Source organism: Derxia lacustris, from assembly GCF_002105195.1.
Classification (GTDB): Bacteria; Pseudomonadota; Gammaproteobacteria; order Burkholderiales; family Burkholderiaceae_E; genus Derxia; species Derxia lacustris.
Genome location: NZ_MUHU01000013.1, coordinates 23,026 through 46,719, shown reverse-complemented (window position 1 = coordinate 46,719; position 23,694 = coordinate 23,026). Strand labels below are relative to the sequence as shown.

Sequence of the window (23,694 nt, the reverse complement as noted above, 5' to 3'; positions counted from 1 at the left end):
ATTCCGAGGACAGTCATGTTCAAGTACTTCCCCACCAACTACGTCTGGAACCTGTCGGTCGACCTGTCGATCGAGATGGGCGCGAAGATCGGCGAGATCGAGGAAATGTGCGCGCCGCTCCAGGAGGCCGCGACCCGCCCCGACGCCGAGGCCACCCAGGCCTTCCGCGCCACCTGGGCCCGCATGGCCGACAAGCTCGGCGAGCTGGCGGCCGACGACGAGGCGCGCGGACGCGAGCTTTCGGCCGGCGACAAGCTCAAGCGCGCCGCCAACTACTACCTGACCTGCGAGCGCTTGCAGGCCCACGGCGCGCCGGGCCGCGTCGAGCTGTACAAGCGCTTTCTCGACGTGTTCGCCAAGGGCATCCGGCTCGCCGGCGACAACTGCGAGATCGTCGAGATTCCCTACGAGGGCAGCACGCTCAGCGCGCTCTATGTGCGCGCCGAGGGCGTCGACGGTCCGGCCCCGCTGCTGGTACAGGTCAACGGCCTCGATTCGACCAAGGAGATGAAGTACATGGTCGGCCTGCCGCAATGGCTGGCCCGGCGTGGCGTGGCGTCGCTGATCGTCGACCAGCCCGGCACCGGCGATGCGCTGCGCCTGCGCGGCCTGACCGCGCGCTTCGACAGCGAGCACTGGGCCAGCCGCATCGTCGACTGGCTGGAGACGCGGCCCGAGGTCGATGCCGGGCGCATCGGCATGGAAGGCGTCTCGCTCGGCGGCTACTACTGCCCGCGCGCCGTGGCCTTCGAGCCGCGCTTTGCCTGCGGCGTGGTCTGGGGCGCCAACCACGACTGGCGCGATGTGCAGAAGCGCCGGCTCGACCGCGAAGGCAGTCTGCCGGTGCCGCATTACTGGGCCCATGTGTGCTGGGTCTGGGGCGCGAAGGACATCGACGACTTCATGAAGATCGCCGAGAACGTGCATCTCGACGGCGTGCTCGACCGCATCAAGGTGCCCTTCCTCGTGACCCACGGCGAGAAGGATTCGCAGATTCCGCTCAAGTGGGCGCAGCGCACCTACGACCAGCTGGTCAACAGCCCCAGGCGCGAACTCAAGATCTTCACCGAGCGCGAGGGCGGGGTGCAGCACTCCAGCTTCGACAACTCGGCCAATGCCGGCGCCTACATCGCCGACTGGGTCGCCGAGACGCTGGGCGGCCGCATTGCCGCCACGCGGGGTTGAGCGCCATGGACACGCCCGATCCCTTCGGCCTGAAGCTGATGATCGTCGGCCGCCGTCGGCCCGGCAGCACGCTGGCCGAGCACCGCCATCACATCCGCGATGTGCATGGCGAACGGGTGCTGCGCTACGTCGCCACCGATCCCGACAACGCGCCCCGGCGTTATGTGCAGAACGCGGTGTTCGACGGCAGCTTCCGCGCCAGCGCGCCCGGCACGGATGCGTTTGCGCTGAACCGCGATTTCGTCACCGAGATCTGGGTGCCGGATTTCGCCGCGCTCGGCCGCTCGCGCGAGACGGCCTTCTACCGCGAGCACCTCAAGGGCGACGAGGACAACTTCGTCGACCAGGCCACGGTCGTCTTCCTGCCGGTACACGCGCGCGTGTTGCAGCCGGTCGCGACGGCCGCCTTCAAGCTCTTCGGCCTTGTCCGCAAGGCCCCCGGCGTGGACGCGGACCGGTTCCGGCAAGCCTGGGCGCAGGCGCCCGCATTCGCGCCGGCGCTCGGCCATGTGCAGAACGACGTGCTGGCCGCCCCCGGACCGCCCGCCACGGTGGACGGCATCGACGAGTTCTGGCTCGCCGACGAAGCCGCCGCCCGTTCGCTGGCGGCGCAGTGGCAGGCCTGGGTCGACGACGCCCTCGTCCGCCCCGGCCTGGCGCTGGCCGACGCCAGCTTCTTCCTGATCGCCACCGAAGCCGTGCTGCATGCCGGCACCGGATTCCCACTTTCGAGCTGACACCATGACCCTCCAGATCCTCGGACCCGACGAACTCGTGTTCGGCGTCGACGACGTCGCCGCCTGCGCGCAATACCTGACCGACTACGGCCTCGCGCCGGTCGGCGTCACCGCCGCCGGCGGCCGCTTCGAGGCGCTCGACGGCACGGCCATCGTCGTGCGCTGCCGCGACGCCGCCGGGCTGCCCGCGCCGCTGGAGACCGGCAGCAGCCTGCGCAAGACCGTCTACGGCGTGGCCGACCAGGCCACGCTCGACGCCATCGGCGCCGAGCTGCGCAGCGACCGCGAGGTGAAGCTGCTCGCCGACGGCAGCCTCGAAACCGTCGACGACATGGGCTTCGCGCTCGGCTTCCAGCTCACGGTGCGCCGCGCGCTCGACCTGCCGGCCGAGCCGGTCAACGCGCCCGGCGCCGCGCCCCAGCGCGGACCCAACGTGATCGGCGTGAGCGAGGACCGCGTAGCGCGCCCGCGCACGCTGTCGCATGTCGTGTACTTCGTGCCCGACGTGGCCAGGGCCGAAGCCTTCTATGCCGAGCGGCTCGGCTTTCGCTGCACCGACCGCTTCGAGGGCACCGGCCCCTTCCTGCAACCGCCGGGCACGCTCGACCATCACACGCTGTTCCTGATCCAGACCCCGCCGTTCATGAAGGGCATCGAGCACTTCACCTTCCACATGGCCGGGCCGACCGATGTGCTCCAGGCCGGCTACCGCTTTGCCGCCAAGGGCTATCAGTCGTTCTGGGGCCCGGGCCGGCACAAGTTCGGCTCGAACTGGTTCTGGTACTTCAACAGCCCCTTCGGCTGCCATGTGGAATACGACGCCGACATGGACCTGCATGACGCGAGCTGGCAGCCGCGCGTCGCCGCCGCGAGCGCCGACAGCTCGCAGGTCTTCCTGTTCCAGCCGCGCGAGCGCTGGTTCCCGAGCGGCCCGCCGCCCGGCGGCAAGCCCGCCGCAGCGCACTGACCCGGCCCAGCGCCAATCCCAGAAAAAACCGGACGCCGGCAGGGCCGCGTCCCAGGAGGAGACAGGAATGAACCAGCAGAACCTTCGCATTCTCATCATCGGTGGCGGCTTTTCGGGCATGACGGCGGCCATCCAGCTGCGCCGGCTCGGCGTCGAGGTCGAGATCGTCGAGATCGACCCGGGCTGGCGCTCGTATGGCGCCGGCATCAGCCTCGGCGGCGCGACGCTGCGCGCCTTCCGCCAGCTCGGCGTGCTCGATGCCTTCCTCGAACGCGGCAGTGCCAGCGACGGCGTGGAGCTGTTCCTGCCGCATGGCCAGCACATCGGCACCCTGCCCACGCCGCGCATCGCCGGCGACGACGTGCCGGGCGGCGGCGCGATCATGCGGCCGGTGCTCGCGGCCATCCTCGCCGAGGCCACGCGCAAGGCCGGCACAAAGGTGCGTCTGGGCTGCACCTTCACCTCGATCGACCAGGACGCCGACGGCGTGACGGTCGGCTTCACCGACGGCACGAGCGCGCGCTACGACCTCGTGATCGGCGCCGACGGCCTGTACTCCAAGGTGCGCGAGGCGGTCTTCCCCGACGCGCCGAAGCCGGCCTACAGCGGCCAGGCCGTGTGGCGCGCCGTGCTGCCGCGCCCGCCCGAGGTGACGACCTGCCACTTCTGGGTCGGCGCCGGCAACAAGCCGGGCGTGAATCCGGTGTCGAAGGACGAGATGTACCTGTTCGTCACCGAGCACCGGCCGACCAACGACCGCGTCGATCCGGCCACTTTCGTGCCCAAGCTGCGCGCGCTGCTCGACGGCTTCACGGCGCCGACGCTGCGCACCATCCGCGACATGATCGGCCCCGATTCCAGCATCGTGTACCGCCCGCTCGAAGGCCTGCTCATGCCGCTGCCCTGGCATCGCGGCCGCGTGGTGCTGATCGGCGACACCGTGCATGCGACCACGCCGCATCTGGCCTCGGGCGCCTGCATCGGCATCGAGGACGGCATGGTGCTGGCCGAGGAAGTGGGGCGCGCCGAGAGCCTGGACCAGGCCATCGCCGCCTTCGAGGCGCGGCGCTGGGAGCGCTGTCGCATGGTGGTGGAGAACTCGGCCCGGCTCGGCGAGATCGAGATGGAGAACGGCAGCAAGGAAGAACACGCGCAGATCATGCGGGCCTCGATGATGGCGCTGGCCGAGCCGATCTGATGCCGACCATGAACGCTCGCCTGTTGTCGCGCGGCCGTGTCGCGCTGCTGGCCGGCCATTGCGCCGGCATGATCGATCTGGTGGCGCTGCCGGTCTGGGTCGGCGCGCTGGTGGCGCACTACGGCCTCGATTCGCAGCAGGCCGGGCTGCTCGCCACGCTGTTTCTGGTCGGCGCCGTGCTGGCCAGCACGCTGGTTGCGCCGCGCTTCGGGCGCATCGATGCGCGGCGCATGGCGCTGGGCGGCTTTGCCCTTGCGGCGCTGGCCTTTGGCGCGGCCTCCTGGGTCGACAGCTTTGCCGCGCTGGCGCCGCTGCATGCGCTGGCCGGCCTGAGCGCGGGCGCGGCGCTCAGCATGGTGCACGGCACGATGGCGCGCGACGCGGCGCCGCATCGCAGCTTTGCCGTCGCCGGCGTGGCGCTCGGCGTGTTCGCCATCCTGTTCTACGCGGCGGCGCCGCCGCTGGTGGCGGCCGCCGGCGGGCCGGGATTGTTCCGGCTGTTTGCCGGCGTGTTCCTGGTCGCGGCTGCGCTGGCGGCGCTCGGCTTTCCGCGCCTGCATGCGCCGACGCGGACGGCGGCCACGCCGGCGCCGCGGCTGGCGCCGGCGGTCTGGTTCGGCATCGTCGGCATCAGCTGCATGACCATCGTCCAGTCGATGACCTTCTCCTTCGTCGAGCGCGTCGGCATCGATCGCGGATTCGGCGCCGGCGCGGTGGCCGGCGTGCTGGTGGCGCTCGGCTTCGTCAACCTGCTTTCCGGCGCGCTCGCCGGGCTGCTGGAACGGCGCATCCCGGCGCATCGCGTGCTGCTCGCCGGGCCGGTGGTGCAGGCCGTGTTGTGCGTGACGGTCATGAGCTCGACCGGTTTTCTGCCCTATGCGGTTGCCACCTCGGTGTTCGCGGCGGTGCAGATCTTCGTCCACACCTTCGTGTTCGGGCTGCTCGCGCGGCTTGAGCCGAGCGGCCGCGCGCTGGCCGCCACGCCGGCCATGCTCATGACCGGCGCCGCCGTCGGCCCGATCCTCGGCGGCACGCTCATCAAGTCCTTCGGCTACGCCAGCGTCGGCCTCGCCGCCGTCGCGATCGGTGCCGTCGCGGTCGTCTGCTACTCCCGGCTGCGCCGCGTGCCGGCGCCGGTCACTCCCATCGAGGCCCACGCATGAACACGCCCCGCCGCTTCGTCGATCTGTCGATCTATCTCGAGAACGACGTGCTCTCCGATCCGCCGCCGCTGGCGCCGAAGATCACCTACCAGAGCCATGCCGACACGCTGCCCGAGTTCATGGCGATGCTGCCGGGCACCCAGGCCGCCGACTATCCCGACGGCGAGGCCGCCGCTGCCGAATGGGTCACGCTGACCACGCACAGCGGCACCCATCTCGATGCGCCCTGGCATTTCCATTCGACGATGGACGCCAAGAACGGCGGCAGCCGGCCGTCGATCACCATCGATGCGGTGCCGCTGGAGTGGTGCTTCCAGCCCGGCGTGAAGCTCGACTTCCGCCATCTGCCCGACGGCCATGTAGTCACCGCCGCCGAGGTCGAGGCCGAACTCGCGCGCATCGGCCACAGGCTCCAGCCGCTGGAGATCGTGGTGGTCAACACCCGCGCCGGCGCGCGCTACGGCCAGCGCGACTATCTGGGTGCCGGCTGCGGCATGGGCTACGAGGCCACGATGTATCTGCTCGAGCGCGGCGTGCGCCTGACCGGCACCGACGCCTGGAGCTGGGATGCGCCGTTCTCCTACACCGCGCAGCGCATCGCCGAGACCGGCGACACCAGCCTGATCTGGGAAGGCCACAAGGCCGGCCGCGACATCGGCTACTGCCATCTCGAAAAGCTGCACAACCTCGAAGCGCTGCCGGCCGACGGCTTTCTCATCAGCTGCTTTCCGCACAAGGTGCGCGGCGGCTCGGCCGGCTGGACCCGCGCGGTCGCCATCTTTGAAGGCGCGGCGGCGTGACGGCCGGCAATGCACTGCTGCGGCTGCGCGTCGCGCACCGGCGGCAGGAGGCGAACGACATCGTGAGCCTGGAGCTGGTCGATCCGGCTGGCGCACCGCTGCCGGCCTTCAGCGCCGGCGCGCATGTCGACCTGCATCTGCCGGGCGGCTTCGTGCGCCAGTACTCGTTGTGCAACGCGCCGGCCGAGCGTCATCGCTACGTGGTGGCGGTACTGCGCGATCCGGCCTCGCGCGGCGGCTCGGCCGCGCTGCACGCGCAGGTCAACGCTGACGACCTGCTCGACGTGGGCCTGCCGCGCAACCTGTTTCCGCTCGTCGCCGGCGACCATCACAGCCTGTTGTTCGGCGGTGGCATCGGCATCACGCCGATGCTCGCGATGGCCGAGCAGCTCGCAGCCGAGGGCGCCTCGTTCGATCTGCATTATTCGGCGCGGTCGCGCGAGCACGCGGCCTTCGCGGCGCGGCTCGGCGAGTGCGCCTACGCGGACCGCGTCGGGCTGCATTTCAGCCACGGGTCCGATGCACAGCGGCTCGACATCGCCGCCGTGCTGGCGGCGGCGCCGGCCGGCACCCATGTCTATGCCTGCGGACCGCAGCGCTATCTCGATGCGGTGATCGCCGCCGCGCAGGCCGCCGGCATCGACGCAGCCCGGCTGCATCACGAGCACTTCGGCTCGGCCGCCGCCGAGGCGCGCGACGGCGATGCGCCGTTCGAGCTCGAATGCCTGCGCTCGGGTCGCGTGGTGACCGTGCGGCGCGACCAGACCGCCGCCGCGGCGCTCGCCGAGGCCGGCATCGAACTGCCGCTGTCCTGCGAACAGGGCGTGTGCGGCACTTGCCTCGTGCCGGTGCTCGCGGGTCAGCCCGACCACCGCGATCTCTATCTCAGCCCCGCCGAACAGGCAGCCAGCAACCGTTTCACGCCGTGCTGCTCGCGCGCGCGGACGGCGCGCCTGGTCATCGATCTCTAGCCCCGGAGTCCCCATGTCCTTCCCACCCCTGCGTCGCGTGGTCACCGGCCACGATGCCGATGGCCGGTCCGTCATCGTCGAGGCCGGCCCGCTGCCCACCGTCGTGCCGATCGAGAAGATTCCCGGCACCGTCTTCCATGAAATCTGGAGCACGGCGGCGACGCCGGCGCCGGTCGACAACGGCCCCGATCCCACGCTCGCGCCGCTGATGCTGCCGCCGCCGCGCCACGGCACCCGCATCCGCGTGGTCGACATTCCGCCCGATACCGACGAGTTCCTGAACCACGGCGCCGAGCGCATGAGCGCCGCCTTCGCGCAGATCGGCGATGCCGCCGCCTCGACCGTGAAGACCGATTCGCCGCATCCGCTGATGCACCGCACCGAGTCGATCGACTACGGCATCGTGCTCGACGGCGAGATGACGCTGGTGCTCGATGCCGGCGAGACGCGGCTCACGCGCGGCGACATCGTCATCCAGCGCGGCAGCAACCACGCCTGGGCCAATCGCTCGGGCCAGCCCTGCCGGATGCTGTTCGTGCTGGTCGACGGCCAGTACGACCCGACGCTGCGCGCCGCGCTCGATGACCACTGACGCCGGCCTGTTCGACCTGAGCGGCCAGGTCGCGCTCGTGACCGGCGCGGCGCGCGGGCTTGGCCGCGCCATCGCCGAGACGCTGGCGGCGCAGGGCGCGGCCGTGATCGTCAGCGACATCGATGGCGCCGGCTGCGCGGCGGTCGCCGAGGCGCTGGTGGCGCGCGGCGCATGCGCCTTGGACATTGCCTGCGATGTCGCCAGCATCGAGCAGCTCGACCGGCTGGTCGAACGCGCGCTCGCATTCGCCGGCCGCATCGACCTGCTGGTCTGCAATGCCGGCATCGAAGGCCCGGTCGGCCCGCTCGACGCCGCCACCGATGCCGACTGGCAGCGCGTGATGGACATCAATCTGCGCGGCCCGGCCGCACTCACGTCGCGCGTCATTCCGGGCATGGCGGCGCGCGGCGGCGGCAGCGTGGTGCTGATGTCGAGCATCGCCGGGCTGCGCGGCAACCGCGCCATCGGCCTGTACGGCCTGTCGAAGGCGGCGCTGGCCCAGCTCGCGCGCAACCTCGCCGTCGAATGGGGCCCGCGCGGCGTGCGCGTGAACGCGATTGCACCCGGCCTGGTGCGCACGCCGCTCGCCGCCGGGCTGATCGCCGACGAAGCCTTCATGGCGCGGCGGCTGGCGGCCACGCCGCTGCGCCGCGTCGGCGAGCCCGACGAGATCGCGGGCGTGGTGGCAATGCTCGCGAGCCGGGCCGGCGGCTTCATCACCGGCCACACCCTGGTCGTCGACGGCGGCACCACCATCGGCGACGGCAGTTGAGTCCGCGCCTTCCCATTTCCACTCAGGAGTCATTCCGATGAAGTTCGCCACGCTGCGCGACGGCAGTCTCGACGGCCGTCTGATCGTCGTGTCGCGCGACCTGCGCCAGGCGGTCGCGTTGCCCGCCGTCGCGCCCACGCTGCATGACGCCATTCGGCGCTGGGAGGCGGTCGCGCCGGCCCTGGGCGCGGCCTATGACGCGCTGAATCGCGGCCGGCAGCCCGATGCCTTCGCCTTCGATCCGCGCGCCTGCGCGGCGCCGCTGCCGCGCAGCCCGCAATGGTGCGACGCCTCGGCCTTCCTCAATCACGGCCGGCTGATGGAGCGCGCCTTCAACACGCCGCCGATCCCGCAGTTCGACACCGTGCCGGTCATGTACCAGGGCGCGAGCGACGATTTTCTCGGGCCGCATGACGACATGCCGTTGCCGAGCGAGGCCGACGGCATCGACTTCGAAGGCGAGTTCGGCGTGGTGCTGGGCGCGGTGCCGATGGGCGCGACGCCGGCGCAGGCGCTCGACTGCGTGCGGCTGGTGGTGCAGATCAACGACTGGAGCCTGCGCGCGCTCGGGCCGCATGAGATGAAGACCGGTTTCGGCTTTCTCCAGGCCAAGCCGTCGACCAGCTTTGCGCCGGTGGCGGTCACGCCGGACGAACTCGGCGCCGGCTGGCGCGACGGGCGCGTGGCCCTGCGCCTGCATGTGCAATGGAACGGCGAACGGTTTGGCGAGCCGCACGGCAGCGAGATGAACTTTAGCTTTGGCGAGCTGGTCGCGCATGCGGCGCGCACCCGCCGGCTCACGGCCGGGACCATCGTCGGCTCGGGCACCGTGTCCAACGTGGCGCGCAGTGCCGGCTCGGCCTGCATTGCCGAGCGCCGCGTGATCGAGATCATCGATGCCGGCGCGGCCAGCACCGGCTTCATGCGCTTCGGCGACACGGTGCGCATGCAGGCGCGTTTCGACGATGGCAGCGAGGGGCCGTTCGGCACGATCGAGCAGCGCGTCGTGCGCGCCGGCGCCGCATCGTCATGACGCCGCCGCGCCGTTGTCTCGGCGCCTTCGCCGATCTGCCCGACGGCGACTCGCGCGGCTTCGATCCGGCCGCCAGCGGGCAGGACAGCCTGTTCATCGTGCGCCGGGGCGAGCGCGTGTTTGCCTGGCGCGACGCCTGTCCGCACATCGACGGCGCGCGCATGGCCTGGCGCCGCCATGCCTATCTGAATGCCGCGCGCAGCCGCATCGTCTGCCATGCCCACGGCGCCGAGTTCGACATCGAGACCGGGCGCTGCCTGCGCGGGCCCTGCGTCGGCAGCCAGCTGCTGGCGGTCGAGGTGACGGTCGAGGCCGACGGCGGGCTGTGGCTGCACGGGCCGGTCGAGTGACGCGGCCGGCCGTGCCGATCAGCGCGCCGGCAGGTCGTCGAGCGGGCCGATCGCGGCCTCGACGATCGCCGCGTCGATGCCTGCCTCGTCGAGTCCCTCGGTCATGTAGGGCCGCATGCGGTGGCGCTGGCCGGCCATCGAGTAGCCGTAGAGCGTCGCCCACAGCGTGACGATGCGCAGCCGCAGCGCCGGCGCATCGAGCCGGGGCAGGGCCGGTGCCGCCACCGCCACGACGGCCGCATAGCACTCCGCTTCGGCATTCAGCAGGGCCGGGTCGCTGTCGGCACCGGGGGGCTGGCCGTCGAACATCAGCCGGAACAGGCCGGGCCGCAGGCGCGAGAACGCGATGAAGGCCCGCGCCAGCGCACGCAGTCGTGCCGGCGGGTCGAGCGCCGGATCGGCCGCGACCGCCTCGCAGTCGCGCCGCAGGTCTTCATAGCCGGCGCAGGCCACCGCGGCCAGCACGGCCGCGCGGTCGGCGAAGTGGCGATAGGGCGCGGCGCTGGACACGCCGGCTGCCTGCGCCAGTTCGCGCAGCGACAGGGCTTCGTGGCCGTCGCGCTCGATGACCGCCAGCGCCGCCTGGACCAGGGTGTCGCGCAGGCTGCCGTGGTGATAGCTGCGCGACGCCATATCGGTAGTCGCGCTCATTGACGAAGGTTTCATGCGGCTCGATGTTATCGGTGTTTACATAGGGCGCGAAAGTTGGGCGGATCGATGGGCGACCCGTCCGGCACCGCGCCGAATGCACGGAGCATTCCGAATGAAGAACGTCCTGCGCAACGCATGGTATGTGGCCGGCTGGGCCGGTGAACTGGAAGGCGAGACCTTGCTGGCGCGCCAGCTGCTCGGCGAGCCGGTCGTGATGTTCCGCGACGCCGCCGGTGCGGTGCATGCGCTTGCGGATCGCTGCCCGCACCGCTTCGCGCCGCTGTCGATGGGCAGGCTGTGCGACGGCGGCAAGGCCGTCGAGTGCGCCTACCACGGCCTGCGTTTCGACAGCGCCGGCAGCTGCGTGCTCAATCCCCAGGGCGGCACGATTCCCAAGGCGGCCCGGGTGCGGCGTTATCCGCTGGTCGAGCGCTACAGCGCGCTGTGGATCTGGTTTGGCGATGAAGCCGAGGCCGATCCGGCGCTGATTCCGGAGTTCGACTTTCTGGTGCCGGAGCACTGGGCGGTCGGCACCGACCACATGCTCGTCGATGCGCATTACGAGCTGGAGAGCGACAACATCCTCGACCTGAGCCACATCGAGTTTCTGCATCCGATCTTTTCGAGCGCGGCGGTACGGCGCGGCGAGATCGAGTGCGTGCAGGACGGCAGCACGGTCTGGTCCAGGCGCACGATGCTTGACGACGACCTGCCGCCGTTTCTGCGCCAGGCCTTCGGCATTCCCGAGGGCGCGCGGGCCGATCGCTGGCTCGATGTGCGCTGGAATGCGCCGGCCCAGCTTGCGCTGTGGGCCGGTGCGGCGGTCGCCGGCCAGCCGCGCGAGCAAGGCCGCGTCACGCCTTCGGCCCACCTGTTCACGCCGGCCAGCGAGACCGGCACGCACTACTTCTTCGCGATCGGCTTTCCGCGCGCGCTCGGGCCGATGGCCGAGACGCTGGCGGCGCAGAACATCGCGGCGCTGCGCGGGCCGTTCCAGAACGAGGACAAGCCCATCGTCGAAGCGGTGGCACGGCGCATGGGCACCAACGATCTGCAATCGCTCAAGCCGGTGCTGCTGGCCGGCGACGCGGCCGCCATGCGGGCACGCCGGATATTGCAGGCCATGATCGCCGCCGAAGCCGCCGCCGCAGCAGCCCCGGCAACGGCGCAACCGGCCTGAGCCGGCCTGCGCCGCGCTGGCATTCGTCGCGACGATGGCCTGCATCGGCGCAAACGATTTTTGGCCGGCGCACTGCCGGCCTAGCATCGCCTTCCCGACGATTCCTGCCGCGGCCTGCGGCCCCCAAGCACATGCATGTCCTCATCACCGGCGCGGCGGGTTTCGTCGGCCAGGCCCTGGTTGCACGGCTGCTCGATGGCGCACTGCCCGGGCTCGACCGGCTCACGCTGCTCGATCTCGGCTTTCCGGCGCCGGCCACCGATGCGCGCGTCGTCCAGCTGGCCGGCAGCATCACCGACGCCGCGCCGATCGCCGCCGCCTTCGCCACGCCGGTGGATCTGGTGTTCCATCTGGCCAGCGTGCCGGGCGGCGCGGCCGAGCGCGATCCGCTGCTCGGCCGCCAGGTCAATCTCGATGCGACGGTCGCGCTGATCGACGCGGCCCGGCTGCAAGCCGCCACGCGGCCGGCGCCGGTCTTCGTGTTCGCCAGCACCATTGCCGTGCTCGGCGCGCCGCTGCCGGCCCAGGGCGTGGACGACGCCACGCCGTGCCGGCCCAGGCTCAGCTATGGCGCGCACAAGCTCGCCTGCGAAATCCTCATCGCCGATGCCACGCGGCGCGGCTGGATCGACGGCCGCTCGCTGCGGCTCGCGGGCATCGTCGCGCGGCCGGCCGGCCCGAGCGGCCTGCTGTCGGCCTTCATGAGCGACCTGATCCGCGAGCTGGCCGCCGGTCGCCCCTTCGCCTGCCCGATCCCGGCCGATTGCCAGGCCTGGCTCATGTCGGTGCCGTGTACCGTCGACAACCTGCTGCATGCCGCGACCGCCGACGGCGCGCTGCTCGGCGAGCCGCGCGTCTGCACCCTGCCGGCGCTGCACCTGAGCTTTGGCGCGCTGGCCGGCGCGGTCGGCACGGCCTTCGGCGTGGCGGTCGACCGGCTGGTGAGCTGGGGCAGCGATCCCGCGCTCGAAGCCAATTTCGGCCGCTATCCGCCGCTCGCCACGCCGCTGGCCGAGGCGGCCGGCTTTCGTCATGACGGCGATGCCTGCCGGCTCGTGCTGGCCGCGCTGGGGCAGGCGCGCGGCTGAGGGCAGGGCGGCGGCCGGTGCGGAGGACGCCGCCATGAGACCGCCGCCGTCACCCCTCGGTCGCGCTTCAGTCCGGCGGGCTCAGATGGGCGCCGTCAAGGCCACGGCCACCCGCTTCATCGTGCCGCCGATGTCCACATCCCGGCGCTGCTCGACCTGCCAGCGCGCCAGATCGCGGGAGGTCTCGACCACATTGCGCACCCGTTCGAAGCGCCGCGCCATGAACACGGCGAGGGCGGCGTCCAGGCTTGCCGGCGCGGACGCGAGTTCCTCGGCCAGCACCACGGCGTCCTCGATGCCCATTGCCGCGCCCTGCGCCAGCACCGGCGGATTGGCATGCGCGGCATCGCCGATGAACACGACGCCATCGCGATACCAGGGTGCCGGCAGCAGGAAGACCGGCAACGGCCGATAGCTCACCTGCGCCGGATCGGTCAGATGCTCGAGCAGATCGGCGACCAGCCCGCCGTAGTGACCGGTCAGCCGTTCGCGCAGCGCCAGATGCGTGCGGGTTTCATCCTCGCGATGCCGGGCATCGGCAGCCTCGACGACATACAGATAGGCGTCATCGCGCGAGATGGGGCAGATGCCGACCACGCCAAGGCGGCCGCCGAAATGAATCCGCGTCGTCAGCAGCCCGGCCGGGCGCGGCACGCGGGCGCGCCAGCAGGCCTGGCCGGAGTGCGCGGGATGCAGCCCCGGAAACAGCCGTTCGCGGGTCGCCGAATGGAGCCCTTCGGCCGCGACGCAGAGCCGGTAGCGAGCGCTGCCGCCGTCCGAGAAGCCGACCTCGACGCAGTCGCCCACCGGCGTACTGCTGGCGATGCTCAGGCCGGTGCGGATGCGCACGCCGGCATTGCGCGCACGCTCGGCCAGCAGCCGATGCAGCGCCGGCCGTGAAATGCTGCAATGGCCCGGGATGCCGTCACCCCACTGCTCGTCGGTCGACGATCTGGCGACCACGCGGCCCTCGGGCGTGGCGATCTCCAGATGGTCGGCGGGCAAGCCCAGCGCGATCAGGGCGCGCGCGATGCCGATCGAGTCCAGCGCGCGCAAGGCGTTGCCGACCAGGGAGAGGCCCACGCCACCGTCGTCGGACAGGTCGGACTTGCGTTCGACGAGTTCGACCGGGATGTCGTGCCGGCGCAGGGCGCAGGCCAGGGTCAGGCCGCTGATGCCGCCGCCCGAGATGAGTACGGTGTCTTGCGAGTTCGCCATGTCGCGCCTCATGCCGGTTGTCGATGCGTCGGCGCGGTTGCCGGCTCGGCCTGGCGCTCGCGCCGGATCAGCTCGGCGATGATGCGGCGGCTGCGGATGCTGCCTTCGTCCGCCTTGATGCTGATCTCGGGCGCGTGCGCATGACCAAGGCGCTCGAACAGTTGCTGGATTTCTTCCAGCACCACGACGTCTTCCATCAGCAGATTGCGCAGGTCGTCGAAGCGCCCGGGATGCGTGTTCTGGAAGCTGGTCGAGAACAGCGCGAAGTGGTCGGTCTGCGTGCGCCGGGCGGGGGTGATGGACACGATGAGGTTGATGCGCTTTGGCGGCGCATGCTCGTCGCCGACTTCCACGAAGTCCTGGCGGATCTCGCACAGATGATTGGCGAAGGCGCTCAGGGTCAGCGTGCGGTTGACGCGGTTGCCCTTCAGGCCCATTGCGGCACACAGCATGGGCGGCAGCAGCTCGTTGCTGAACTGGCGTACCGAGGCGACGCGAGTGCCGTCGACGACCAGTTGGCTGGGGGTGGCGGCCACATTGCCGGAATCGATCAGGCCATGGTGCAGATAGGTGATGTGCGTGGCATCCACCAGGTTCTCCAGCGGCATCAGGTAGTTGGCCTTGACCGACAGGCGGATGCCCGGCTCGCTGAACATCGGGCTGTTTTCCAGGCCGAGGTATTCGTGATCGGGAATCAGGGCCGGATCGGCCAGGCGGGCGTCGCCCATCCATACCCACAGCCACTTCCATTTCTCGACCACCGGATAGGTCCGCACGCACATCTTCGCGGGCAGCGGGCCGCCGCTCGGTACCTCGACGCACCGCCCGTTCGAGTCGAGCCGCACGCCGTGATATCCGCAGCGCACGGTGTCGCCCTCGACCCGCCCGGTGGCGCTGGTCAGCATCATTCCGCGGTGCGGGCAGCGGTTGAACATCGCGTGGGCGATGCCGGCCTGGCTGCGGTAAACGATGAGCGGCACCTCGCAGCAATCGCGCGCCAGCGACTTGCCCGGCGCGATCTCGTCCGACCACGCGATCACGTACCACTGGTTCAGCGGGTACTCGGCGCAGCCCGGCAACATATTGATTCCATCGATATTCATGTCTCTGTCTCCTCTTGGCCTGCATGGGGAAGCAGGCATTGTTGGGAGGCAGATTGGCCGGCGCAAATCGAACGTATTGCTGAAAAATATCAACCGAATCGATAATCGCCGAATGCGTCTGCATCGACTCGATCTCAATGCGCTGCTGGTGTTCGATGCGCTGGTGGAACACCGCAGCGTCAGCAAGGCAGCGGCCCGACTCAACGTCGGCCAGCCGGCCTTGAGTGCCGCCCTGGCCCGTCTGCGCGAGTACTTCGGCGACCCGCTGTTCGTCCGTTCGGCCGGCGCGATGCTGCCGACCGAACTGGCACTGAGCCTGGCCGGCCCGGTGCGCGAACTGCTCCAACAGGCCGAGACGATTGCCCACACGCGGGCCAGCTTCGATCCGGCGTCGACCGCGCGCCGCTTCAGCATCGCGGTGTCGGACTACACGAGCACGGTGCTGATGCCGGCCGTGATCGCGCTGCTGGCAAAAGAGGCGCCGCGAGTACAGCTTTCGCTGCGCGCAACGCCGACGCCCGTCAATGCCGAAGATCAGCCGACGACCGAGGCGCTGGAGCGACGCCAGTACGACTTTGCGGTAGTACCGGCCGGTGCCCATTCCGAGCGGCATCGCTCGGAGGTGCTGATGGTGGACGACTATCGCTGCATCGCGCGCATCGATCATCCGACCGTTCGCCAAGCCATCGGCGCGCTCCAGTACCGGACATCGCTGCATGCGGTCGTCGAACTGGCCGAGGGCCGTGGATCGATGATGGACACGCGCGCCTTGCAGCAGATGGGGCTCACGCGTCGTGTCGGTCCGGTGGTGGAGCGCTTCAACCTGCTCGGAGACGTGGTGGTCAGCACCGATTGCATCGCCACGGTGCCGGCACGTCTGGCGGTGTTGCTGGCCCAGCGTCTGCCGTTGCAGGTATTGCCGATGCCGATCGCGCTGCCGCCGCTGACCGAGCTGTTGCAATGGAAGGCATCGCAGGACGCCGATGCCGGCTGTGTCTGGTTGCGCGAAGTGCTGCATCGGGCGGCCGGCACCGAGGCGAGGCGAACCGTCCCGTGACATCGCGCCGGCACACGGCGGCTTCTCGCACGAGGTGGATGTGCGCCGCGCCAGCGCCTGGCGGCGACGGCGGTCGACCCGCGCCGCCCGATCGGCGCCGATCGATTCCGCGCCGACGATTTCCGCATTTTGTCGATTCGAATCGCGAGCGATCGGTCGGCCCGGCAATTGGGGTATTTGCCGTGAATTGGAAATGTCATGCCGGATGCCGCGTAACGGTTACATCGGATCGGCGGCCGAAACGCGCCGCTGGCCGGGGGGTATTGTCCTCGCAGTTTCTGCTGGCAATTCAATAATTGCGAGCGAAATGCCCGACTGTCGTGATTTCGAAATGTCCAGTCCGGTCAGTTCGATTTTTCACGATTGAACCCTGGTCAAGTGCTTGCCGCAATTGCGGCGGCGCAATAAAAGAGGACGAGACATGACACACGCCGACCGCAATGGCTTGCCGGCCAGCCATCACCCAGCGCCCATCGAGGGCGAACAGTCGAATCTGCTTTCGCTCGCCAATGCCGGTCCGGTGCAAATGGGTTTCTGGGTGCCCAATCGGGTCTGGGCCACCGCGCGCTATCTGGTGCCGCTGCGCAAGTCGATCGCCGCGCGCAGGGCCGCCGGCACCCTCACGCCCATGACCCCCGCGGTCGCCGAATTCCAGGCCTGGGTCACCCGGCATGCCGTGTACCGCATGTGGGTCACGTCGATGATCGAGGAGTCCAACGAGTTCGTGCGCTCGCTCGATGAGCAGGCCCGGCACGAGATCGCCGGCGACGGGGACGCGCTCTGGATCGAGAGCTTCGACAGCCTGTTCGAGATCCTCAACGAGATCGTCACGACCTCGCCGGCGTTCAACACCACGGCGATGGTCGGCACACCGATGAACGGCCTGCTCGCGGTCTCGATGGCGACGCCGTCCGGCACCGCGCTGTTCCACGACACGACTTTCAATGCGCAATTCAAGAAAGTGCTCGATGCCTGGAATGCCTTCCTGAAAAGCGGCGCCTCGCTCGACAAGCTCGATATCGAAGATCCCGAAAAGGAAGGCTCCTGGATTTCGGCCGCAGCCTGGAAAGCCGGGGTGTGGGACCAGATGGTTCACGATGCCAGCCAGCCGGGCTACGGTTTCGATTCCTGGAATTCCTTCTTCATTCGCCAATTCGTGCCGGGCGCCCGCCCGTTCAAGGGCGACGCGAAATACCAGATCAATATCGGCTGCGAAACCACGCCGTGGCAATACGAAAACAATCTGGGTCCGCAGGCCGAATTCTGGGTCAAGGATGTCAATTATTCGCTGCTCGACATCTTTGCCGGACATGAGCGCTGGGCCCGCAAGTTCGAGGGCGGCCAGCTTTATCAAGGCTTCCTGTCGGCGACGCATTACCACCGCTGGAGCGCCCCGCTCGACGGCAAGCTGGTGCATTCCTGGGTCCAGCCGGGCACCTATTTTGCGCAGCGGCCCTGGCAGCGCGAAGGCAAGGGCACCTGGGAGGGCACGGAGTCGCAGCCCTATCTCGGCCATGTCGCGGCGCGCGCCATCTTCATCTTCGAGCACGAGACCTGCGGCCATGTGGCGCTGGTCTGCATCGGCATGGTCGAGGTCTCGACCTGCGTGATCGCGCCCGGATTCACCGTCGAGAACGGCGCCGAGCCGGTGATCGTCAAGCGCGGCACCGAGATCGGGCATTTCGAGTTCGGCGGCTCGACGCACATGATGATTTTCGAGCGCGACCGGGTGCGGCTGGAGGAGTGGGCCGTCAATGCCGTGTGGCATCAGAACGATGCCGAGCCGACGCCGATGGGCAGCGTGATCGCGACCGCGCTGGGCTGACGGCAGCCGCGCCACCGGCTGGCCGAGTGGCCGCGCGGCTAGCGCCGCGCGGTCGCCGCCGCCCGCACCGCATCGATCACCGCCTGCGGCTTTTCCAGCGGAATGCCGTGGCCGCTGTCGACCCACAGCTGCGTCGAGCCCGGATAGAGCGCGGCGATGTCGCGCCGCAGCGCCGCCGCATAACGGCCGGCCGGCGTGCCGCTGTCCTCGTCCTTGCCCGCGCTCAGCACCGTGACCGGCAGCCCGGCCGGCGCCGGCAGCGCCAGCAGCTCGTCGCGGTTGCGCGGCATTTCGGCCAGCTCGGCCTTGCCGGTGGCGCTGACCAGCCCGCCGAGCGCCGCGCGCACCCACAGCGGCTGGCGCTCGAGCGCGCCGTCGCCGTCGGTCTGGCGCGGATGGGTCGAATCGACCAGCACCAGCGCCGCCACCTCGTCGGGATGGCGCCGCGCGAAGTACTGCGCATACAGCCCGCCGAGCGAATGGCCGACCAGCACATAGGGCGGCCCGAGCCGCGCGGCGGCGAGGGTCGCGCGCAGCTCCTCGACGATGGTGGCGGCGTCGCGCGGCGTGCCGGCCGGCGCACTGCGGCCGAGCCCGGGCCGGTTGTAGGCCAGACAGCTGAACTCGCCGCACAGCGCCGGCAGCACCTCGCGCCACCACTCCATGCGCCCGTCGAGACCGCTCTCGAACACCAGCGTCGGCGCCGCATGGTGGCTGGCGAAGTACTCGACCTCGCGCCCGGCGAGCGGCCCGGTCCGGCTGCCGGGCAGGCTGGCGCAGGCGCCGAGCGCGAGGACGAGGGCGAGCAGGAGCGGGCGTGGGTTCATGGCTTGGGTGGCGCGGTGGGCGGATGAGGAAAGGATGCGCTGGACGCGGTCGACTGCGGCAGACTCGGTTCGGCGCCACTTCATCTCACCTCGTCAGCCGCCCCATGCCGCCCACTTCAAGCATTGCCCCGAACATCCTCTCGCTACGCAATCTCGCCGCCGACGACGCCGTCGCGGCGGCGGGACTGCTGGAAGAGCTTGGCTATCCCGCAACGCCGGCGGACGTGGCCCGGCGGCTGACTCAGCTGGAGCAATGGCCGGATCAATGCGCCTTTGTCGCCTGCCTCGATCGCCTGCCGGTCGGCCTTTGCCAGGTGCAGGGCGTGCGGCTCATTGCCAGCGACGGCTATGCGGAAGTGCAGGCGCTGGTGGTGACGCAAGCCTGTCGGGGCAGGGGCGTGGGGCGCGCCTTGCTGCGGCATGCGGTCGAGTGGGCAGGCGCGCGCGGCTATGCACGCGTGCGCCTGCGCTCGGGCACCCAGCGCGAGGCGGCGCATCGGTTCTATGAGGCAAATGGCTTCGCACGCGCGAAAGCGAGCTACGCCTTCGAAATCGCGACCCGCCGCTGATGCAGCATTCGACTCCTCACCCGCCCACGGAACCGACCATGACCGGCCCCACGCCCGACTTCTGGCAGCAACGCTTCGCAACGCAGCAGACCGGCTGGGACCGGGGCGGTCCCAGCCCGCAGCTGCTCGACTGGCTCGACAGCGGCGCGCTCGCGCCCTGCCGCATCGCCGTGCCCGGCTGCGGCAACGGCTGGGAGGTGGCCGAGCTGGCCCGGCGCGGCTTCGAGGTGACCGGCATCGACTACACGCCGGCGGCGGTGGCAAGCACGCGCGCCCGCTTGCAGGCCGCCGGCCTGCGCGCCGAGGTGATCCAGGCCGACGTGCTGGCCTACGCGCCGGCCGCGCCCTTCGATGCCATCTACGAGCAGACCTGCCTGTGCGCGCTGCATCCCGAGCACTGGGTCGCCTATGCGGCCCAGCTCGGGCGCTGGCTCGCGCCGGGCGGTCGGCTGTTCGCGCTGTTCATGCAGCGGCTGCGGCCGGCGGCGGTGGACGAGGGCGTGATCGAAGGCCCGCCCTATCACTGCGACATCAACGCCATGCGCGCGCTGCTGCCCGAGGCCGGCTGGCACTGGCCCAAGCCGCCGTATGCGCGGGTGGTGCATCCCACGGCCGGCCATGAGCTGGGGCTGGTGTTGCAGCGGCGCTGACGCCAGGGCCGGCCGACTGCATCCGGATCGGCGCGGCGCGCGTACTGGGGCAGGGGGCTCCATTCGGGCCGACCCGCCAGCCCGAGGACCTCTGCCATGCAAGCCAGCTTTCCGTTTCCCTTCTCCGCCGCCGGTCGTCGCGGCCGGTTGCGCCGTCGGCCAAGGCGCGCAGCCCTGCCGGGTGGCGGTGCATGATTTCCGCCTGCCCGTCGGCGCCCTGCGCGCGGCGCCACATCGACCCGCGCCTGCTGCTGCGCCCGACCTTCCCCTGCGAGAGCGAGTTCATGGTCGCCGACCTTCCCAGTCCGTCGTTCGCCGGCTGCGGCACTGCCGAGTTCGAGGATGAACCGCCGCCCGAAGCGCGCGACGACGCCACGCTGGCGCTGGCCGCTGCGCTGCCGCGTTCCGCCGACGAGGCCGCGCTCTGCGGCCTGATCGCCCGCATCGTCGAGCGCGATGAACAGGCGCTGGCCGAGCTCTACGACGCCACCGTCGGCCGCGTGCATGGCCTGGCGCTGCGCATCGTGCGCAATGCCCAGACCGCCGAGGAAGTCGCCGAAGACACGTTCTGGCAGGTCTGGCGCCAGGCGCCGCGCTTCGATCCCGAGCGCGGCTCGGCGCTGGCCTGGCTGCTCACCATCGCGCGCAGCCGTGCCCTCGATGCGCTGCGTCGCGTCGACCGCGCCGAATGCGTCGCCGACACCGCCGAGCTCGCGCCGGCCGACGCCGACCCTGCGGTCGCCGACGATCCGCAGGACCTGCTCGCCGCCACCCGCAGCGGCCATGTGCTGCATGCCGCGCTGGCCCGCCTCGATGCGCTGCCGCGCCAGCTGATCGCGCTGGCCTTCTTCCAGGGCCTCACCCACGACGAGATCGCCAGTCACACCGGATTGCCGCTCGGCACCGTCAAGTCCCATCTGCGCCGGACGCTGCTGCAACTGCGCAAGACCCTCGCCACCGCCGTATCCGCGCCATGAGCCAAGACCTGAATTCCTCGCCCCAGCCGGCCGCACCGCGGCCCGACGACGCACTCGCCACCGGCCTGCTGGCCGATGCGCTCGCGCCCATCGTCCCGGCCGCGCCGCAGGCCGGCGCCCTGCGTGCCCGCCTGCTCGAACGCGCCGCGCAAAGCCGTGCCGCCAGCCACGGCGTGCACACGGTGCGCCGGCGCGACGGCGGCTGGCAGCCCTATGTGAAGGGCGTGCGCTACAAGCTGCTGCGCAACACGCCCGATGCGCGCTCGCTGCTGGTCGAGTTCGCGCCCGGCGCCACGCTGCCGGCGCACCGCCATGCCCAGCATGAAGAGTGCGTGGTGCTCGGCGGCAGCCTGGTGATGGGCGATCTGCGCCTCGGGCGCGGCGACTATCACGTCGCGCCGGCGCGCAGCCGCCATTCGGGGCTGGTGTCGCCCGACGGCGCGCTCATCTATCTGCGCGGCGCCGCCATCGGCAGCCACGGCAGCGCGGTGCGCGAAGTCATCGGCGCCTGGCTGCCCGGCTCGCGCGAGCACGCCACCACGGTGTTTGCCGGCGACGACGGCTGGCGCGACTTCATGCCCGGCGTGCGCGAGAAGAAGCTCTGGGCGCGCGACGGCTACAGCTCGCGCCTGTACCGCTTCGAGGCCGGCGCGGTCTGCCCCGGCCACGGCCATGCCGCGCTGGAGGAGTGCGTGATGCTCGACGGCGACGCCTACTTCGGCGACATCCTGGTCTGCGCCGGCGACTACCAGAGCGTGGACGCGGGCGCGGTTCACGGCGAGGTGATGTCGGATGGCGGCGCGCTGTTCTTTGTGCACGGCGCCGACGATGCGGGCGCGCTCGGTCATCTGTGACCGGTGCGTTGCAAGGGATTGCACGATGTTCGCAAGTGCATCCGGAAATGCAGTGGCTGCGTATTGACGGGTAGGCGGCCCGTCATCCCGGCGGGCCCGATCCCCCGGAGATTGCAATGCCCGTCCTGCTTCAGAACCGCTGCCCGGCGCTGCCGGAATCCTCGCGTCGCCCGGTGCGCGCCGCGCTCGCAATTGCACTGGCCGCCATCGGCATGGCCGGCGCCGGCAGCGCGCTCGCATCGAGCCACCGCGAGGCGCCGTTCATCACCACCGCGCCCAAGGTCGACGGCACCGACTTCTACATGTTCCAGAGCTATGAGTCGGGCCGCTCCGCCTACACCACGCTCATCGCCGACTACGAGCCGCTGCAAGACCCGTATGGCGGCCCCAACTACTTCTCGCTCGACCCCAACGCGCTCTACGAGATCCACGTCGACAACACCGGCGACGGCAAGGAAGACATCACCTTCCAGTTCCGCTTCAAGAACACGCTCAAGGATCTGAGCCTGCCGATCGCCGGCGCCAACGTGGCCATCCCGCTGGTGACGACGGTGGGCAGCGTGGCGGCCGGCGACAGCTCGCGCATCAACGTGAATGAGAGCTTCACGCTCGACATCGTGCGCGGCGACCGGCGCGGCGGCCGGCGCGATGCCGTGACCAATGCGGCCGACGGCAGCAAGACCTTCACCAAGCCGCTCGACTATGTCGGCGACAAGACCTTCGGCAGCGATGCGGCCTATGCCAAGTACGCCGGCCAGTACGTCTACAGCATCAACATCCCGGGCTGCGCCGCCGGGCCGGGCCGGGTGTTCGTGGGCCAGCGCAAGGACCCGTTCGTGGTGGCGCTGGGCCAGGCCTTCGACCAGTTCAACCTGAACCCGGTGGGGTCGCCGACGGCCAATCCCGACAAGCTCGCCTACAAGAACGTGACCGCGCTGGAGCTGGAAATCCCGACCGCCTGCCTGGTGGCCAACGGCGATCCGGTGATCGGCGGCTGGACCACCGCCAGCCTGCGTCAGGGCCGGCTGCTCAATCCCACGCCGAGCGGCAACAACCGCGCCGAACTCACCGGCGGCGCCTGGACCCAGGTGTCGCGCCTCGGCATGCCGCTGGTCAATGAGCTGGTCATCGGGCTGAAGGACAAGGACCGCTTCAACGCCTCCAGGCCGCAGAACGACGGCCAGTTCGCCACCTACGTCACCAACCCCACGCTGCCGACGATTCTGCAAGCCCTGTTCAACGTGCCGGCGCCGACCAGCACGCCGCGCGCCGACATCGTTGCCACCTTCCTCACCGGCATCAAGGGCGTGAACCAGCCCAAGTCGGTGACGCCGGCCGAGATGCTGCGGCTCAACACGTCCATCGCGCCGAAGCCGGCCGACCAGCAGCGCAGCCTGGGCGTGCTGGCCAGCGACAGCGCCGGCTTCCCCAACGGCCGCCGGCCCGGCGACGACGTGGTCGATGCGACGCTGCGGGTGGCGATGGGCGTGCTGTGCACGCTCGATGCACCGTCGGTGTTTGGCTGCAAGGCGGGCGATGCCAAGGCCGGCGGCCTGCCGTACACCGACGGCGCCGAGGTCAATGCGGGCTTCTTCGACACCGGCTTTCCCTACCTGAAGGCACCGCTCGCCGGCGCCAAGGCCAACTGATGCGCGCCGGAGCCGGGAACATGCAAACCAGACGCATCTTTGTGGCGGCGCTCGCGGTAGCCGCGCTGCTGGCCGGTTGCGGCGGCTCGGGCGGCAGCGATCCGGCGCCGCTGGCCGACGCCAGCGCGCTGCCGGCCACGGCGCTCGCCAGCGCCCAGGCCTTCGCCGGCTTCATCGCCAGACTGGCGCCCAGCGAGGACGGCGAGCCGATCGCGCTGGGCCAGGACATGGCGCCCGGCGACGACAGCGCCGAGCCGGGCGCCCTCTGATCGGAGCCC

25 protein-coding genes are annotated in these 23,694 nt (G+C 70.5%); 21 read left to right on the top strand and 4 right to left on the bottom strand.

The features are described 5' to 3' along the window. Positions 1–15 precede the first annotated feature (15 nt). From B9P64_RS13275 to B9P64_RS13225, 11 genes are all read left to right on the top strand, one after another. Positions 16–1,185, top strand: a complete 1,170-nt coding sequence (locus B9P64_RS13275; protein ID WP_085316733.1) for an alpha/beta hydrolase family protein — start codon at positions 16–18, stop codon at positions 1,183–1,185. 5 nt (positions 1,186–1,190) lie between these two features. Beyond that, positions 1,191–1,922, top strand: a complete 732-nt coding sequence (locus tag B9P64_RS13270) for an EthD domain-containing protein (RefSeq protein ID WP_085316732.1) — start codon at positions 1,191–1,193, stop codon at positions 1,920–1,922. Between the two features lie 4 nt (positions 1,923–1,926). After that, positions 1,927–2,889, top strand: coding sequence for a VOC family protein (locus tag B9P64_RS13265; protein WP_085316731.1), 963 nt, complete (start codon positions 1,927–1,929; stop codon positions 2,887–2,889). Positions 2,890–2,956: 67 nt separating this feature from the next. After that, entirely contained in the window at positions 2,957–4,087 is a 1,131-nt protein-coding gene (locus B9P64_RS13260) for an FAD-dependent oxidoreductase (RefSeq protein WP_085316730.1), read from the top strand. Positions 4,088–4,095: 8 nt separating this feature from the next. Continuing rightward, a complete protein-coding gene (locus tag B9P64_RS13255; protein WP_085316825.1) occupies positions 4,096–5,250 on the top strand; it encodes an MFS transporter in 1,155 nt (384 codons plus the stop codon). Continuing rightward, on the top strand, positions 5,247–6,050 hold the full coding sequence (locus B9P64_RS13250) for a cyclase family protein (protein ID WP_085316729.1): 804 nt from the start codon (positions 5,247–5,249) through the stop codon (positions 6,048–6,050). The genes B9P64_RS13255 and B9P64_RS13250 overlap by 4 nt, the downstream gene beginning before the upstream one ends. Then, positions 6,047–7,021, top strand: a complete 975-nt coding sequence (locus B9P64_RS13245; RefSeq protein WP_139826315.1) for a PDR/VanB family oxidoreductase — start codon at positions 6,047–6,049, stop codon at positions 7,019–7,021. Before B9P64_RS13250 ends, B9P64_RS13245 begins: the two co-directional genes overlap by 4 nt. Positions 7,022–7,034: 13 nt before the next feature. Then, a complete protein-coding gene (locus B9P64_RS13240; protein WP_085316728.1) occupies positions 7,035–7,613 on the top strand; it encodes a cupin domain-containing protein in 579 nt (192 codons plus the stop codon). Further along, complete coding sequence (locus tag B9P64_RS13235) at positions 7,603–8,385, top strand: SDR family NAD(P)-dependent oxidoreductase (RefSeq protein WP_085316727.1); 783 nt, start codon at positions 7,603–7,605, stop codon at positions 8,383–8,385. Before B9P64_RS13240 ends, B9P64_RS13235 begins: the two co-directional genes overlap by 11 nt. Before the next feature lie 37 nt (positions 8,386–8,422). Then, positions 8,423–9,418 (top strand): fumarylacetoacetate hydrolase family protein, encoded by a 996-nt coding sequence (locus B9P64_RS13230; RefSeq protein WP_085316726.1) that lies wholly within the window; start codon positions 8,423–8,425, stop codon positions 9,416–9,418. Then, entirely contained in the window at positions 9,415–9,768 is a 354-nt protein-coding gene (locus tag B9P64_RS13225) for a Rieske (2Fe-2S) protein (RefSeq protein WP_085316725.1), read from the top strand. The genes B9P64_RS13230 and B9P64_RS13225 overlap by 4 nt, the downstream gene beginning before the upstream one ends. An 18-nt stretch (positions 9,769–9,786) precedes the next feature. Here the strand turns inward: B9P64_RS13225 and B9P64_RS13220 are convergent, their stop codons facing one another. Continuing rightward, entirely contained in the window at positions 9,787–10,419 is a 633-nt protein-coding gene (locus tag B9P64_RS13220) for a TetR/AcrR family transcriptional regulator (RefSeq protein ID WP_176256835.1), read from the bottom strand. A 112-nt stretch (positions 10,420–10,531) separates the two neighbouring features. On the opposite strand from B9P64_RS13220, the gene B9P64_RS13215 reads away from it, so the two are divergent. After that, positions 10,532–11,599, top strand: coding sequence for an aromatic ring-hydroxylating dioxygenase subunit alpha (locus B9P64_RS13215; RefSeq protein WP_085316723.1), 1,068 nt, complete (start codon positions 10,532–10,534; stop codon positions 11,597–11,599). A 131-nt stretch (positions 11,600–11,730) separates the two neighbouring features. Next, positions 11,731–12,687: an NAD-dependent epimerase/dehydratase family protein gene (locus tag B9P64_RS13210; protein WP_085316722.1), complete on the top strand. Its 957-nt coding sequence runs from the start codon at positions 11,731–11,733 to the stop codon at positions 12,685–12,687. Positions 12,688–12,768: 81 nt separating this feature from the next. Here the strand turns inward: B9P64_RS13210 and B9P64_RS25730 are convergent, their stop codons facing one another. Together B9P64_RS25730 and B9P64_RS13200 are read right to left on the bottom strand one after the other, a co-directional pair. Beyond that, on the bottom strand, positions 12,769–13,905 hold the full coding sequence (locus B9P64_RS25730; protein ID WP_176256834.1) for an FAD-dependent monooxygenase: 1,137 nt from the start codon (positions 13,903–13,905) through the stop codon (positions 12,769–12,771). Positions 13,906–13,913: 8 nt separating this feature from the next. Continuing rightward, positions 13,914–14,987: an aromatic ring-hydroxylating dioxygenase subunit alpha gene (locus B9P64_RS13200; protein ID WP_235840003.1), complete on the bottom strand. Its 1,074-nt coding sequence runs from the start codon at positions 14,985–14,987 to the stop codon at positions 13,914–13,916. On the opposite strand from B9P64_RS13200, the gene B9P64_RS13195 reads away from it, so the two are divergent. Further along, positions 14,875–16,065 carry a LysR family transcriptional regulator gene (locus B9P64_RS13195; protein WP_085316720.1) on the top strand — a complete coding sequence of 397 codons (1,191 nt, stop codon included), beginning with the start codon at positions 14,875–14,877 and terminating at the stop codon, positions 16,063–16,065. The two genes, B9P64_RS13200 and B9P64_RS13195, sit on opposite strands and share 113 nt — an antisense overlap. A 421-nt stretch (positions 16,066–16,486) precedes the next feature. Continuing rightward, on the top strand, positions 16,487–17,890 hold the full coding sequence (locus tag B9P64_RS13190; protein WP_085316719.1) for a phosphatidylserine decarboxylase family protein: 1,404 nt from the start codon (positions 16,487–16,489) through the stop codon (positions 17,888–17,890). 38 nt (positions 17,891–17,928) lie between these two features. On the opposite strand, the gene B9P64_RS13185 is transcribed toward B9P64_RS13190, so the two are convergent. Beyond that, on the bottom strand, positions 17,929–18,717 hold the full coding sequence (locus B9P64_RS13185; RefSeq protein ID WP_085316718.1) for an alpha/beta fold hydrolase: 789 nt from the start codon (positions 18,715–18,717) through the stop codon (positions 17,929–17,931). 104 nt (positions 18,718–18,821) lie between these two features. On the opposite strand from B9P64_RS13185, the gene B9P64_RS13180 reads away from it, so the two are divergent. The 6 genes from B9P64_RS13180 to B9P64_RS13155 all read left to right on the top strand — a co-directional run bounded on the left by B9P64_RS13180 (position 18,822) and on the right by B9P64_RS13155 (position 23,685). Further along, positions 18,822–19,286, top strand: a complete 465-nt coding sequence (locus tag B9P64_RS13180; RefSeq protein WP_176256832.1) for a GNAT family N-acetyltransferase — start codon at positions 18,822–18,824, stop codon at positions 19,284–19,286. 38 nt (positions 19,287–19,324) lie between these two features. Next, a complete protein-coding gene (locus tag B9P64_RS13175) occupies positions 19,325–19,936 on the top strand; it encodes a methyltransferase domain-containing protein (protein ID WP_085316716.1) in 612 nt (203 codons plus the stop codon). A 191-nt stretch (positions 19,937–20,127) separates the two neighbouring features. Continuing rightward, positions 20,128–20,913 carry a sigma-70 family RNA polymerase sigma factor gene (locus tag B9P64_RS13170; protein ID WP_217808690.1) on the top strand — a complete coding sequence of 262 codons (786 nt, stop codon included), beginning with the start codon at positions 20,128–20,130 and terminating at the stop codon, positions 20,911–20,913. Further along, complete coding sequence (locus tag B9P64_RS13165; protein ID WP_085316715.1) at positions 20,910–21,767, top strand: cupin domain-containing protein; 858 nt, start codon at positions 20,910–20,912, stop codon at positions 21,765–21,767. The genes B9P64_RS13170 and B9P64_RS13165 overlap by 4 nt, the downstream gene beginning before the upstream one ends. A gap of 116 nt (positions 21,768–21,883) precedes the next feature. Further along, positions 21,884–23,416: a DUF4331 domain-containing protein gene (locus tag B9P64_RS13160; RefSeq protein ID WP_085316714.1), complete on the top strand. Its 1,533-nt coding sequence runs from the start codon at positions 21,884–21,886 to the stop codon at positions 23,414–23,416. Between the two features lie 20 nt (positions 23,417–23,436). Next, positions 23,437–23,685, top strand: coding sequence for a hypothetical protein (locus B9P64_RS13155; protein WP_085316713.1), 249 nt, complete (start codon positions 23,437–23,439; stop codon positions 23,683–23,685). Positions 23,686–23,694 lie beyond the last annotated feature (9 nt).